At 64.2% G+C, this 13694-nt stretch carries 13 protein-coding genes; 10 read left to right on the top strand and 3 right to left on the bottom strand.

Annotated features, from left to right (window positions below; translation table 11 throughout):
- The first annotated feature begins 19 nt into the window (after nt 1-19).
- Nucleotides 20-649 (top strand): thiamine diphosphokinase, encoded by a 630-nt coding sequence (locus QM801_RS10160; protein WP_415019090.1) that lies wholly within the window; start codon nt 20-22, stop codon nt 647-649.
- A complete protein-coding gene (locus tag QM801_RS10155; protein WP_415019089.1) occupies nt 646-1851 on the top strand; it encodes a class I SAM-dependent RNA methyltransferase in 1206 nt (401 codons plus the stop codon). Before QM801_RS10160 ends, QM801_RS10155 begins: the two co-directional genes overlap by 4 nt.
- Here the strand turns inward: QM801_RS10155 and efp are convergent, their stop codons facing one another.
- Complete coding sequence (gene efp, locus QM801_RS10150) at nt 1852-2424, bottom strand: elongation factor P (RefSeq protein ID WP_415019088.1); 573 nt, start codon at nt 2422-2424, stop codon at nt 1852-1854.
- A gap of 103 nt (nt 2425-2527) precedes the next feature.
- Here efp and epmA point away from each other — a divergent pair, with 103 nt between their 5' ends.
- Nucleotides 2528-3571, top strand: coding sequence for an EF-P lysine aminoacylase EpmA (epmA, locus tag QM801_RS10145; protein WP_415019087.1), 1044 nt, complete (start codon nt 2528-2530; stop codon nt 3569-3571).
- A 454-nt stretch (nt 3572-4025) separates the two neighbouring features.
- On the opposite strand, the gene QM801_RS10140 is transcribed toward epmA, so the two are convergent.
- Together QM801_RS10140 and QM801_RS10135 are read right to left on the bottom strand one after the other, a co-directional pair.
- Nucleotides 4026-4877 carry a M48 family metallopeptidase gene (locus QM801_RS10140; RefSeq protein ID WP_415019086.1) on the bottom strand — a complete coding sequence of 284 codons (852 nt, stop codon included), beginning with the start codon at nt 4875-4877 and terminating at the stop codon, nt 4026-4028.
- 198 nt (nt 4878-5075) lie between these two features.
- The gene (locus QM801_RS10135) at nt 5076-6422 is read right to left on the bottom strand and encodes an aspartate aminotransferase family protein (RefSeq protein ID WP_415019085.1); all 1347 of its coding nucleotides are present in this window, start codon (nt 6420-6422) and stop codon (nt 5076-5078) included.
- Nucleotides 6423-6485: 63 nt separating this feature from the next.
- On the opposite strand from QM801_RS10135, the gene QM801_RS10130 reads away from it, so the two are divergent.
- The 7 genes from QM801_RS10130 to QM801_RS10100 all read left to right on the top strand — a co-directional run bounded on the left by QM801_RS10130 (nt 6486) and on the right by QM801_RS10100 (nt 13666).
- Entirely contained in the window at nt 6486-7517 is a 1032-nt protein-coding gene (locus QM801_RS10130) for a histone deacetylase family protein (RefSeq protein WP_415019084.1), read from the top strand.
- Nucleotides 7514-7990 carry a GNAT family N-acetyltransferase gene (locus QM801_RS10125; protein WP_415019083.1) on the top strand — a complete coding sequence of 159 codons (477 nt, stop codon included), beginning with the start codon at nt 7514-7516 and terminating at the stop codon, nt 7988-7990. The genes QM801_RS10130 and QM801_RS10125 overlap by 4 nt, the downstream gene beginning before the upstream one ends.
- Nucleotides 7987-8877: an NAD(P)-dependent oxidoreductase gene (locus QM801_RS10120; RefSeq protein WP_415019082.1), complete on the top strand. Its 891-nt coding sequence runs from the start codon at nt 7987-7989 to the stop codon at nt 8875-8877. The genes QM801_RS10125 and QM801_RS10120 overlap by 4 nt, the downstream gene beginning before the upstream one ends.
- 62 nt (nt 8878-8939) lie before the next feature.
- Nucleotides 8940-9887, top strand: a complete 948-nt coding sequence (gene fabD / locus QM801_RS10115) for an ACP S-malonyltransferase (RefSeq protein ID WP_415019081.1) — start codon at nt 8940-8942, stop codon at nt 9885-9887.
- A gap of 5 nt (nt 9888-9892) precedes the next feature.
- Entirely contained in the window at nt 9893-10633 is a 741-nt protein-coding gene (gene fabG, locus QM801_RS10110; protein ID WP_415019080.1) for a 3-oxoacyl-[acyl-carrier-protein] reductase, read from the top strand.
- A 127-nt stretch (nt 10634-10760) separates the two neighbouring features.
- Nucleotides 10761-12077 carry a vanadium-dependent haloperoxidase gene (locus QM801_RS10105; protein WP_415019079.1) on the top strand — a complete coding sequence of 439 codons (1317 nt, stop codon included), beginning with the start codon at nt 10761-10763 and terminating at the stop codon, nt 12075-12077.
- Nucleotides 12032-13666 carry a CRTAC1 family protein gene (locus QM801_RS10100; protein ID WP_415019078.1) on the top strand — a complete coding sequence of 545 codons (1635 nt, stop codon included), beginning with the start codon at nt 12032-12034 and terminating at the stop codon, nt 13664-13666. Before QM801_RS10105 ends, QM801_RS10100 begins: the two co-directional genes overlap by 46 nt.
- The last annotated feature ends 28 nt before the right edge of the window (nt 13667-13694 follow it).

Genomic DNA, 13694 nt, shown 5'->3' with positions numbered 1-13694 from the left:
TGTGGAGTTCTCGGAAAAGATGAGCAGGTTCACCATTTTGCTGGGGGGCGAGGTACGGGTGACGGACCGCCTGCGGAAGCAGGTGGCGGGAACCCGCGTCATCGCCGCCGACAGCGGCATCGCCCATGCCCATGCGCTCGGCCTCGCGCCGGAACTCTGGGTGGGGGACTTCGATTCGGCCGGCAGCGAACTGGAAAAGGTCTTCGCCCATGTGCCCCGCCACGTCTTTCCCGCCGCCAAGGATGCCACCGACGGCGAGATCGCCATCACCGAGGCGCTGAAGCGCGGCGCCACCGACCTCGTTCTGGTGGGTGGCTTCGGCGGCCAGTTCGATCATGTGCTGGCCCATGCCTTCATGCTCGTGGAACTGGCGAAGCGCGATGTGACGACGGTGCTGACCAGCGGCAACGAGGAAGCCCACGCGCTGTTGCAGATCCTGCTCTTCACCGATCTTGCGGCGGGCATGCGCCTGTCGATCATCCCGCTCACCGACCTCAAGGGCCTCACCATCACCGGCGTGCGCTGGCCGCTCTCCGAGCGTGACGTGCCGCGCGGCTCGACCCTGACGCTCTCGAACGAATGCGTGGGCGGGCGTGCCGCCGTCGGCGTGGCCAGCGGCGAGGCGCTGGTGCTGCTCTATCCGTCATGACCCGTCACGTGGTGGAACGCCTCGGGCAGCGGGGTGATGGCATAGTCGAAGCGGCAGAGGGTGTGCGCCATGTGCCCAAGGTGCTGCCGGGCGAGGTCGTCGATCTTGCCGGCACGAAGCTGCTGCGGGTGATCGAGGCATCGCCGGAACGTGTTCCGGCCTTCTGCAAACACTACGACGCATGTGGCGGCTGCAAGTTCCAGCACTGGAGCGAAGAGCACTACCGCACTTGGAAGCGCGAGCAGGTGCGCGCCGTGCTGGCGGCGAACGGCCTATCACCCGAGATCGCGCCCCTTGTCGATGCGCATGGGGCAGGGCGGCGGCGTGTCTCCTTCCATGTGCGCAAGCTGGAAGGCGCGTGGCAGGCGGGCTTCATGGAACAGAAGTCCCACGACCTGGTGCCGCTCGACCAATGTCCGGTGCTGGTGCCCGCGTTGCAGAAGAGTCCCGCACTTGCCGCCGCCTTCGGGCCGCTACTGGGCGATTGCGATGTGGCGCTCACCGCCGCGCAGAACGGCATCGATGTGTCCGTGAGGGCCGAGCGCAAGGCCACCGACAAGCGGAGCCCGGCGCTCTCGGCGCTGTTCCACGAACAATCCATCCTGCGGCTTGCGGTGAACGGCGATGTCTTCGCCATGGCGGCACCGCCCGTCGTGCGCATGGGGGCCGCCACCGTGCCTTTGCCCGTGCAGTCCTTCCTGCAGGCGACCGAGGCGGGCGAGAGCGAACTGGCGCGGCTCGTTCTCGCGTCGAAGCCGAAGAAGGCGCGCACGGTCGTTGACCTGTTCTGCGGGCTGGGCACCTTCGCGCTGCGACTTGCCGAAACCATGCCGGTGACGGGCTTCGACTCGGACCGTGCCGCAGTCGATGCGCTGGTGAAGGCGACACGCATCACCCAGGGCCTGCGCCCGGTGACGGCCACGGCGCGCAACCTCTTCAACGCGCCGCTTACCGTGCAGGAACTGAAGAGCTTCGACTGGGCGGTGCTCGATCCGCCGCGGGCGGGTGCCGAAGCCCAGTGCCGGATGCTGGCGCAATCGGCGGTGAAGCACATCACCTATGTCTCGTGCGATCCAACGAGCTTTGCCCGCGACGCAAAAATTTTGGCGGACCGAGGGTTCTCGCTCCGCCATGTGACGCCTGTGGATCAGTTCAAGTGGACGGCCCACACCGAAGTGGTGGGCGTCTTTTCGCGCAAGTAATCAGTCCTTGGCGCGCTCGATGTAGGAACCGTCAGCCGTATCGACGACGATGCGCGTGCCCGAGGTGATGTGCGGCGGCACCATGGTGCGCACGCCGTTCGACAGCACGGCAGGCTTGAACGAGGACGAAGCCGTCTGGTTCTTGATCGCCGGTTCCGTGTCGGTGATTTCGAGGGTCACGCGCTGCGGCAGTTCGATCGAGATCGGCGACTCGTTGAAGATGGCGACCTGGCATTCCATGCCTTCCTGCAGGAAGGGGGCGGATTCGCCCAGCATGTCGGCCGGCACGTTGATCTGCTCGTAGTTGGACGGGTTCATGAACACGTAGTTCTCGCCGTCCTGGTAGAGATAGGTGTGGGTGATCGTTTCGACGAAGGCGCGCTCCAGCGGATCGGTCGTCTTGTAGCGCACCACGGTCTTCACGCCGTCCGAGATGCGGCGCATGTCGATGGTGGTGGTGGGGGTGCCCTTGCCGGGGTGCATGCTTTCGGCCTTCAGCACGACATAGAGCTTGCCGTCCTCATGCTCGATCACGTTACCTTTGCGCACGCCGCTGGCGATGACTTTGACCACGGTTATTCTCTCTTTTTGCGGGATTGTGTATGATGTTGGCGCGGCTCATAGCAGGGGGCACCGGGAATGCCAACCCCCGCCGGCAAACAAGGAAAACGCCACTTTGCCAAAGGAAAAGCCTCAAGGGTCTCCGTGGTATGCGCCCGACCGCCATCAGGACAGGCGGCCCTTCCTGCTGGCCCGGAACCGCATTCTCTCAGGCGTCCGGGAATGGTTCGCGGCGCGTGATTTCCTCGAGGTCGACGTGCCGGCACTTGCCGTGTCGCCCGGCAACGAGGCCCACCTCCACGCCTTCGCGACCGAGCTCATCAACACCGACGGCTCCCGCGAAATGCGCTACCTCCACACCTCGCCGGAGTTTGCCTGCAAGAAGCTGCTGGCGGCGGGCGAGAGCCGCATCTTCTCGCTGGGGCATGTCTTCCGGAACCGCGAGCGCACGCCCACTCACGCGCCGGAATTCACCATGCTGGAATGGTATCGGGCGAAGGAAGAGTACCGCTTCATCATCGAGGACACGCTGGCGCTCGTGCGGCTTGCGGGCGATCTGACCGGGCACAGTGTCTGGCACTGGAAGGACCGCGCTTGTGAAATCCACGCCGAGGCCCAGTGGCTGAGCGTGTCGGAGGCTTTCAAGCGCTACGCGGGGGTTGATCTCCTGTCGACGCTGCGGGCAGGCGGGCCGCCAGACCGTGAGGCGCTGGCGCGCATGTCGCCCGTTCATTTTGCCGAAGGCGAAAGCTGGTCGGATATCTTCAGCCGCATCCTTGTGGAGAAGGTGGAGCCGCATCTCGGCAACGGACGCATCACGGTGCTCTTCGAGTATCCGTCCTGCGAGGCCGCATTGGCCCGCACCTGCGCCCATGACGGTCGGGTTGCCGAACGCTTCGAACTTTATGTGGCGGGGGTCGAACTGGCGAACGGCTTCGGCGAGCTCACCGATCCCGTGGAGCAGCGCCGCCGCTTCGAAGAGGAAATGGACATCAAGGCGCAGGTCTATGGCGAGCGTTATCCGCTCGACGAGGAACTGCTCGCGGCACTTGCGATCATGCCGCCCGCGTCGGGCGTGGCACTTGGTCTCGACCGGGTGATCATGCTCGCCACCGGCGCCACCCGCATCGATCAGGTGCAATGGGTGCCGGTGGGGTAGGTTACACCCTTGGGCCGTCATTCCGGACGCGCGCCTTGATCGAGCGGAGCGAGATGTCGCGCGCGAGCCGGAATCCAACTTTGGCGGATCACGGAGGCAAACGAAGAAGCTGGGCCCCCGCCTTCGCGGGGGTGACGGTTGGAAAAAATCGTACCACTACCAACCCCCGTCATTCCGGACGCGCGCCTTGATCGAGCGGAGCGAGATGTCGCGCGCGAGCCGGAATCCAGCTTAGCGGATCACATGTGACGGAAGCTAGGCCCCCGCCTTCGCGGGGGTGACGGTTGGAAAAAATCGTACCACTCCCAAAAGCCCGTCATTCCGGACGCGCGCCTTGATCGAGCGGAGCGAGATGTCGCGCGCGAGCCGGAATCCAACTTTGGCGGATCACGGAGGCAAACGAAGAAGCTGGGCCCCCGCCTTCGCGGGGGTGACGAACTAGGGTGTTGAAGGCTTACGGCTTGCCGCCAAGCTCCGAAGCCACCTTCTTCATGCGGCGTTCCTGGTAGGCCGCGATCAGCTTCTCGAACCGCGCCGAGGTCACGTCGCCGCCGATGCCGGGGTACTTCTCGCCGATCTTCTTGATCGCGGCTTCCATGCGGTCTTTCGAAAGGGGATGGCTGCCATAGAGCATGTTGGCGAGGCGCGAACCCTGTGGGGCATACTGCATGAAGACGCGCTGCACGTTCACCATCTCGTTCGGGTCGTAGCCCGCCGCCACGAGGATATCGATGGCGATGCTGTCGGCCTCGCGCTCCTGGGCGCGGATCGCCGCATTGATGGTGGCGCCGCCGCTCACGCGCAGCAGGTTGCCGATGCTCTGCTGCATGCTGTCGGGCGTGATGGCATTGGTGATGCTGCGGCCGGCCTTGCGGAAGATGCCGATCTGGCGCTGCTTCACGGGATGGTGGCGCAGCACGTGGGCGATTTCGTGGGCGAGCACGGCGGCCACCTGGCCTTCCGTGTCGCAATACATGAGCAGGCCTTCCTGCACCACGATGATGCCGCCGCCCGGCGTGAAGGCGTTGATCTGCTGTTCCTTCACCAGCACGACCTTGAAGTCGATGCCTTGCGTGTTCAGCGGCTCGATCAGCCGGTCGACGACCGACTGCAATTCCGCCTGCATGGCCTTGTCCTTGGAACGGCCAAGCTTCTTCACCCACATCTGGGTCAGCTCTTCGGCGTGGCGGCGCTCGGCATCCGGGGAGGTTTCAAAGGCGCGCTGCATCTCGCCCGGCGTGGCGCCGATCGATTTCGCCATCGAATTTCGGAAGTGCACCTTCTCCTGCTCGAGAAGATAATTCACGGAATTTCCGGACGAGCACCCGCTGAGCACCGCAGCCATCGCCACGGTAACCGCCGGAATAGTCAGCCTCGGAATCAAGCGCCATCGCCCGTGCATATTCGCCCCATGCATAGGTAGTTCGTCGCCGCGCCCAGAATTTGCCGTGATTTGCCTTGTCGTGCAAGCGCTCATTCCGGGTCGGGCAAGAATTTGCAGCGTCTATGCAAACCCTTGTTGCGTCAAGACTTGCCGGATGCTTTTGGCCATCTTGTCCACCATTTCGCCCAGTTCGCTCTCGCTGGAATTGTAGGGGGGTGCCAGAATCACAACGTCGCCGTTCACGCCGTCGACATTCCCGCCCACGGGATAGCAGATGAGGCCGTTGGCAAGGGCCTGCTGGCGGATCTTCATGTAGAGCTTGTGCTCGGCATCGAAGGGCTTCTTGGTCTTGCGGTCGGCGACAAGTTCGGTGGCGATGAAGTAGCCCCGACCACGAATGTCGCCCACGGCTTCGACGCCCGACAGCGCATCGGCGATCATCGCCTTGAGCTTCGCCTCGTTGGCGGCGACGCGCTCGACCAGCTTCTCGCGCGCCACAATCTTCTGAACCGCGATGCCGGCAGCACAGCAGGCTGTGTGGCCGGTGAAGGTATGGCCGGTCATCGGTGCGCCGTTGGCCGCGATGATGGCGTCCGAGACCTTGTCCGAATAGATCGTCACGCCGAGCGGCAGGTAGCCGGCGGCAAGACCCTTCGCGACCGTCATGATGTCGGGCTCCACGCCATCCCTGGCGAGCGCGCGCCACGTTCCGGTGCGGCCCGCGCCGCACATCACCTCGTCCGCGATCATCAGCACGCCGTGGCGGTCGCAGATCTCGCGCACGCGCTTTGCATAGCCGTCGGGTGCCGGCACACAGCCGCCCGCTGCACCCACCACCGGCTCGAAGATGAAGGCGGCGATGGTGTCGGCCCCTTCGCGCAGGATCGCCTCTTCCAGTTCCTTGGCGCAGGCGTCGCCCGTGGTCTCCGCCGTTGCACCCGCGATGGGGCGATAGATATTGGCGGGCGAGACCCGTACCGCATCGATGAAGCCGCCCTCGAAGGGCGTGCGCCGTTCGAGGAAGCCCGAGACGCCGAGGGCGCCCAGCGTATTGCCATGCCAGCTTCGTTCGCGGGCAATGAACTTGCGGCGGCTCTTGCGGCCCACCGCCGTCTGGTATTGCAGGGCAAGCTTCAGGGCGCTTTCCACCGCCTCGCTGCCACCGGTCACGAACACCATGTGGTTGAGCGTGCCGCCGCAGTTCCTGCGGATGATGTCTGAGAGTTCCTCGAGCGCATCGGTGGTGAAGTTGTAGCGGTAGCCGTGGGCGATGCGGTCAAGCTGCTGGCGGATCGCCTCGTTCACTTCCTCGTTCGCATGGCCGATGCAATAGACGGCAGGCCCACCCGAACCGTCGATATAGACCTTGCCATCCACGTCATGCAGATAGGCGCCCTTGGCCCAAGCGACTTTCGGCAACTGGCCTGTGGCGTGAATGTTCTGTGGCAGTTTTGCAGGCGCATTCATGGTGTCGGGCTGGTCCTTCGCTTCAAACTCCTGCTAGACTGCCACGCCGAAACAGCAAAATCCATGATCACACTCTACGACGACATTCAACGCAGCCACGCCCCCGAGACATTTCTTGTCGCCGGCCGCCCGCAACCCATTCCGGAAAAACCCATCCGCATCGACATGCTGATGCGCGGCGTGGGCTTCGTCGGCAGCCAGGTGGAAGTGCCGCCACCCATTGGCAACGACATTTTGGCACTGGTGCATGACCAGCGTTACCTCACCTTCCTCGAAACCCTGCGCGAGCGCTGGGCGCATGTGCCGGAGTTGAGCGACATTCCGCTCCCCAATGTCTACGCCATCCAGCGGTCGACACTGCCGCCCATCGGCTATCCGGAAGCGGTGGTGGGGCAGGCAGGCTATCATCTCGGCGATGGCGCCTGTCCGGTGACCTCAACAACGCTGGCCGCAGCCAAGGCCAGTGCCGCCTGTGCTGTCGAAGGGGCAAGACGCGTCGGTGGTGGCGAGCGGCTGATCTATGCGCTCTGCCGTCCGCCCGGCCATCATGCCGCATCCGATCTCGCGGCGGGCTTCTGCTTCTTCAACAACGCGGCCATTGCCGCCGAACTGTTGACGCGCGCCGGCCACCGCACGGCGATCCTCGATATCGACGTCCATCACGGCAACGGCACGGAAGCGATCTTTTATGACCGCGCCGACGTGCTCACCGTTTCGATCCATTGCCATCCCAAACGCTTCTATCCGTTCTTCTGGGGCTATGCGGAAGAGCGTGGGCGAGGGGCCGGAGAAGGCTTCAACCTCAACCTGCCGCTCGAACGTGGTGCGGACATCACCGTCTACATGGCAGCGCTCGAAACTGCCTTGCAGCGCGTGACGGACTTCGGTGCGACACGGCTTGTGCTCGCGTCGGGCCTCGACATCGCCATCGACGATCCCTTCAAGGGTTTTGCCATCCGCACCGAGGATTTCGCGAAAATCGGCGCCCGCATTGCCGAACTGCGCCTGCCCACACTGGTGGTGCAGGAGGGCGGCTATCCCTCGGAGTCGCTCGGTGACAATCTTGCTTCGCTGCTTAAGGGCCTCGGAGCATGAGCGTGGGCTTCCGGCCCATGCGCGACGGTCAGGAAGATGCCGTCGCCGCCATGGTCCGGCAATTGCCGAAGGACCTGGGACTTCCGATTGCGCCCAAACTCACGGGTGAGGGCCTGCGCAAGGCCAAGGGACTGGTGCACGTCACCGTGGCGGAGGATTCGGGGCTGTTGCTCGGCGCCTGCCTCTGGCTTTTCACCTTTTCCACCTGGCGCGGCTGCAAGGGGATGTATGTGGTCGATCTCTTCGTCATGGCCCACGCCCGCGGCAAGAAAATCGGCGAGCGTCTCATCCAGGCGGCGGGCCGAGAGGCGGCGGCGCAGGGGGCCGAATTCATCAAGCTCGAAGTGGACCAGTCGAACACCGGTGGTATACGCTTCTACGAGCGCCTCGGCTTCGGCAAGCACCCGGAAGACCAGCTTTTCATTCTCGAAGCAGATCCACTGAAAGCCCTCATCGAAAGGAAATGGACATGACCATCAAGACCGTCGGACTGATCGGCGCCGGACTCATGGGACACGGCATTGGCAAGAACGTGGTCGAGAAGGGCTTCGGCCTCGTCACCATGGCGCACCGCAACCGCGAGCCGGTGGAAGACCTGGTGAAGCGGGGCGCCAAGGAAGCGAAGTCGGTGGCGGAGATCGTCAAGGCGAGCGACCTCGTCATTCTCTGCGTCACGGGCACGCCGCAGGTGGAAGACAACGTCTATGGACCGAACGGCATTCTCGCCAACGGCAAGCCCGGCCTCATCGTCGCCGACTGCTCCACGGCGGTGCCGGACTCCACCAAGAAGATCGCTGCCGATTGCGCAGCGAAGGGCATCATCTTCGTCGACACGCCGATGACGCGCACGCCCAAGGAAGCGGAAGCGGGCAAGCTCGGCCTCATGGTGGGCGGCGACAAGGCGGTGCTCGAAAAGATCCGTCCGGTGCTCTCCACCTTCTCCGATCTCATCATCCACACAGGCGACGTCGGCACCGCGCATCAGGTGAAGCTGATCAACAACTTCCTCTCGCTCGGCAACGCCGCGATTGCGGCCGAGGCGATCACCGTTGCCGCCAAGGCGGGTGTCGACATGGCCGCACTCCGCGACATCGTGATGGGTGGCGGTGCTGCCTCGGTGATGTTCGGCCGCCTGATCAACGTGCCCTTGAGCGATGACGACAGCCACGCCCGCTTCGCCATTCGCAATGCCCGCAAGGACCTGCGCTATTACACCAACATGACCGAGAACATGCCGGTTGCTTCCCCCATCGCCGAGGCCATCCACCAGATCTACGTGCTGGCCGACACCCTGGGCTACGGCGAGCGCTTCGTGCCCCGCCTGATCGACATGATGATCAAGAACATGGGCGGCAAATGACGGGTTGACTTCGCCCCTCGCGGTATGGGACTTGGCCAAAAAACAGGGGTGACCGACCGATCATGAGCATTGCATTCGTCTTTCCGGGGCAGGGCAGCCAGGCCGTTGGCATGGGCAAGGCGCTGGCCGACACTTTCGCATCCGCCAGGGCCGTCTTCGCCGAGGTGGATGAGGCGCTGTCGCAGAACCTTTCGAAGATCATGTGGGAAGGTCCGGAAGCCGACTTGACGCTCACCGAAAATGCCCAGCCCGCCCTGATGGCGGTGAGCATGGCGGTGGTTCGCGTGCTCGAGAAGGAACACGGCATCACGGTGGGTGGAACGGCGGCCTGCGTTGCCGGCCATTCGCTCGGCGAGTACTCGGCCCTTGCCGCGGCCGGCACCTTCTCGATCGCCGACACGGCGCGTCTCCTGAAAATCCGTGGCAAGGCCATGCAGGCGGCAACACCCGTGGGCACCGGCGCCATGGCCGCACTCCTCGGCCTCGACTTCGCGGCGGCAGCAGCGGCTGCGGCGGAAGGGGCGCAGGGCGATGTCTGCCAGGCCGCCAACGACAACAGCGACGGCCAGGTGGTCATCTCCGGCCACAAGGCTGCGGTGGAACGCGCCTCCGACATCGCCAAGGCGAAGGGCGCCAAGCGCGCGGTGATGCTGCCCGTCTCCGCACCATTCCACTGCGCGCTGATGCAGCCTGCCGCCGATGCCATGGCCGAGGCGCTGGCCAAGGTTCAGATGCATGCGCCCGCCGTTCCGGTGATCGCCAACGTCAAGGCGGGCCCGCTTACCGATCCTGCCGCCATCCGTGACTCGCTCGTGGCACAGGTCACGGGCACGGTGCGCTGGCGCGAATGCGTGGCCCACATGGCCGCGCAGGGTGTGACGCTCTTCGTCGAACTCGGCTCCGGCAAGGTGCTCACCGGCCTTGCCAAGAAGAACGCCCCCAATGCGCAGGCCATCGCCATCGGCACGCCCGATGATTTCGCCGCCGCCCTTCCTCTCCTGAAAGGTTGATACAGATGTTCTCTCTTGCTGGCAAAACAGCTCTCGTCACCGGCGCATCGGGCGGCATCGGTGCTGCCGTCGCCAAGGCCCTGCACAGAGCAGGGGCGACTGTCGCCATATCCGGCACGCGCGCGGCGGTTCTGGAAGAGCTGAAGGCTGCACTGGGCGGTGAACGTGTCCACGTCATCACCTGCAATCTCTCGAGCGCTGAAGACGTAGAGAAGCTGATCCCCGCAGCGGAGGCGGCCATGGGCGGCCTCGACATTCTCGTGAACAACGCCGGCATCACCCGCGATGGCCTTGCCATGCGTATGAAGGACGAGGACTGGCAGCAGGTGCTGGACGTGAACCTCACTTCGTCGTTCCGTCTCGCCCGCGCCGCCATCAAGCTGATGATGAAGAAGCGCTGGGGCCGCATCATCTCTGTCACCTCCGTCGTTGGCGTCACCGGCAATCCGGGACAGGCGAACTATGTGGCGAGCAAGGCCGGCCTCATCGGCATGTCGAAGTCGCTCGCCCAGGAAGTGGCGAGCCGCAACGTGACCGTGAACTGCGTTGCCCCCGGCTTCATCGCCACGCCGATGACCGAAGTGCTGAACGACAAGCAGAAGGAAGCGATCCTCGGCCGCATCCCCTCGGGCCGCATGGGCTCGTCGGAGGACATTGCCGCCGCCGTCCTCTACCTTGCCTCGGACGAAGCCGGCTACGTGACGGGCCAGACCCTGCACGTGAACGGCGGAATGGCGATGCTTTAAGCAACCGGGGGCTGCAAGCAGTTTTCCCGCCTTGCACGCTCTTGCTGATCAGCCCCTCTCTGTGCTTATCTCGGATAAATTCGAGAACTGAAGTAATTCGGTCGCCAGCATCCTGGGGAGGATCATCATGCAGTTGTCGCGCCGCCAATTCGGCCGTGGCCTTGCCGCCGTGTCTGCTGCCGCACTGTTCGGGAGCAGGGCGCAGGCTGCCGAACCCACCCACATTCTCCGCACCTGGTACGCGCTGATCCTTGAACTGGTGCGGCAGACCGCAACCTATTCGCCGCCCGTTGCGGCGCGGGCCTTCGCCTATGTCGGCATCACCTGTTTCGAGGCGGTGGCGAGCGGCTCGAAGTCGCTCAAGTCGTTGCAAGGGCAGGCGCGCGATCTCGCCAACGTGCCGCAACGCAAGGCAGGCGCCACCTACGATGAAGCGGTGATCCTGCACGCCGCGCTTGCCGCGAGCGCGCAGACCTTCTTCGGCAACACCGGGCCCTCCGGCCTTCGCGCCATGAAGGCGCTGGAAAAGAAGTTGCACGCCGAAGCCGCGCAAAATCTTCCGCCTGCCGTGTGGGAAGAAAGTGCCGCCTACGGCAGGGCCGTTGCCGAACATATCGACACGTGGTCGCTGGGCGATGGTGGCGGCCATGTCGAGAACCTCGGCTTCCCGATGGAATACACGCTGCAGAAAGGCCCGGCCCATTGGGTGCCCACCAGCACCATCGGCCTGCAGCAGGCACCGCTTCTGCCGCATTGGGGCGAGTGCCTGCCGCTTGCCATGCCGCAGAACGGCGCGTGCCCGCTGCCGCCGCCGCCTGCCTACAGCGAGGACCCGGCATCCGAATTCTACAAGCAGGCGCTGGAAGTGCGCGATGCGGTGAAGAACCTTGATCCCGAGCGCAAGGCGATTGCCCGCTTCTGGTCTGATGACCCGATGCTTTCGCCCACACCGCCCGGCCACTGGATGTGGATCGCCATGCAGATCTTCGAGAAGGAGAACACCGATCTCGAGAAGTCGGTTGAGGTGCTGGCGCGCCTTGGCATGGCGGTTTCCGATGGCTTCATTGCCTGCTGGAAGAGCAAGTTCGAATACGATCTCGTGCGCCCCGTCACCTACATCAAGCGGGTGATCGACAAGACCTGGGAGCCGCTCCTCATCACGCCGCCCTTCCCGGAATATCCGAGCGGCCACTCCACCCAGTCGAGCGCGGCGGCCACCGTGCTGGCGCAGGACTTCGGCGACACCTACGCTTTCACCGATGCCACCCACAAGCGGGATGGCCTCGCGCCGCGGAACTACAAGAGCTTTGAAGCGGCGGCCCAGGAAGCGGCGATCTCGCGCCTCTACGGCGGCATTCACTACCGGGCAGCAATCGAATTCGGTTTGGAGCAGGGCAAATGCGTGGGCAAATTCGTGAACATGTTGAAAACGCGCGTCGCCTGACGGCGGGCGCTCTCTTCGTCGCTGCTCTTGCAGGACCGGCGCTTGCCGAGTCCACGTTGCAGTTCACCGATGAAACCAAAACCTCGGGCATCACCTCGGTCTATGGCGGTGATTACGACTTCACCGTCGGTGGCGGCGTCTCCAGCTTCGATTGCAATGGTGACGGCTTCTCCGAACTCTTCATCGCCGGTGGCGAGAACCGCGCCACGCTGTACCAGAATGAAAGCACCCAGGGCGGCGAACTGAAGTTCAAGCCGGTCCCCAGTGGCCTCGAGATGACCCGCGTGCTGGGCGGCTATCCGCTCGACATCAACGCCGACGGCATCATGGACCTTGTGCTGCTGCGCTCGGGCGAGAACGTGGTGATGAAGGGCCTCGGCAATTGCCGCTTCACCCGCGCCAACGAGGAATGGAACTTCGTCGGCGGCAATGAATGGTCCACGGCCTATGCCGCGACGTTCGAGAAGGGCGCCAACTGGCCCACCATTGCCATCGGCAACTATGTCGACCGCTTCGAGGAAATCTCGCCCTGGGGTTCCTGCACCGACAACTGGCTGCACCGCCCCGATGGCGACAAGACGCAGTTCGCGGCACCCCTGCCGCTGAAGCCGAGCTTTTGCCCGCTCTCCATCATGTTCACCGACTGGGCCCGCCGCGGCACGCCGGACCTCCGCGTCTCCAACGACCGCCAATACTATGAGGGTGGGCAGGAGCAGATGTGGAAAATGGAGCCGGGCCAGCCGCCTGTCCTCTACACCGACAAGGACGGCTGGCGTTACGTGCGTATCTGGGGCATGGGCATGACCAGCTACGATCTCGATTTTGATCAGTACCCGGAGTATTTCCTCACCTCCATGGCCGACAACCGCCTGCAGAAACTGGCGGCGGCGCCGGAGCAGGGGAAGCCCGCCAAGCCCGCCTTCAAGGAAGTGGCCTTCTCGCTGGGGTTGACGGCGCATCGCCCATTTACCGGGGAAGACAAGCGTCCATCGACGGCCTGGCATTCGCAATTCGAAGACGTCAACAACGACGGCCGGGTCGATCTCTTCATCGCCAAGGGCAATGTGGCGGAGATGCCGGACTTTGCGGCGAAGGACCCGAACAACCTTCTTGTCCAGGGCGAGGATGGCAAGTTCGTGGAGATGGCGGACAAGGCCGGCGTTGCCTCCATGAATACCGCGCGCGGCGCCTTGCTCACCGATCTCAACCTTGATGGAAAGCTCGATCTCGTCGTCGTAAACCGTTGGGTGAATGCGGAAATCTGGCGCAACACCTCCACCGGCATCGGCCACTTCATGGCGTTCCGCCTGAACCAGCCCGGCCCGAACCGTGACGGCATCGGTGCCTGGCTCGAGGTGAAGCGCGCCGATGGCAAGGTGATGCGCCGCGAGCTCTATTCCGGCGGCGGCCACGTGAGTGGCGCGCTCGACTGGTGGCATGTGGGGGTAGGCGATCTCGCCAAGACCGAAGTGCGCGTGCTCTGGCCGGATGGCGAGCAGGGGCCCTGGGAGACGCTGGACAGCGATGCCTTCTATGTGCTGGAGCGGGGGAAACCCGCACGACTCTGGACGCCCGCCTCCACCCCTTGAGTGACTCGCAAAGACCGACTGTTGCAAC

The sequence above is a fragment of the Aestuariivirga sp. genome (assembly GCF_047600585.1).
Lineage (GTDB): Bacteria > Pseudomonadota > Alphaproteobacteria > Rhizobiales > Aestuariivirgaceae > Aestuariivirga.
Note: the sequence above shows the minus strand (reverse complement) of the source record. Positions and strands in the feature narration are given on the sequence as shown.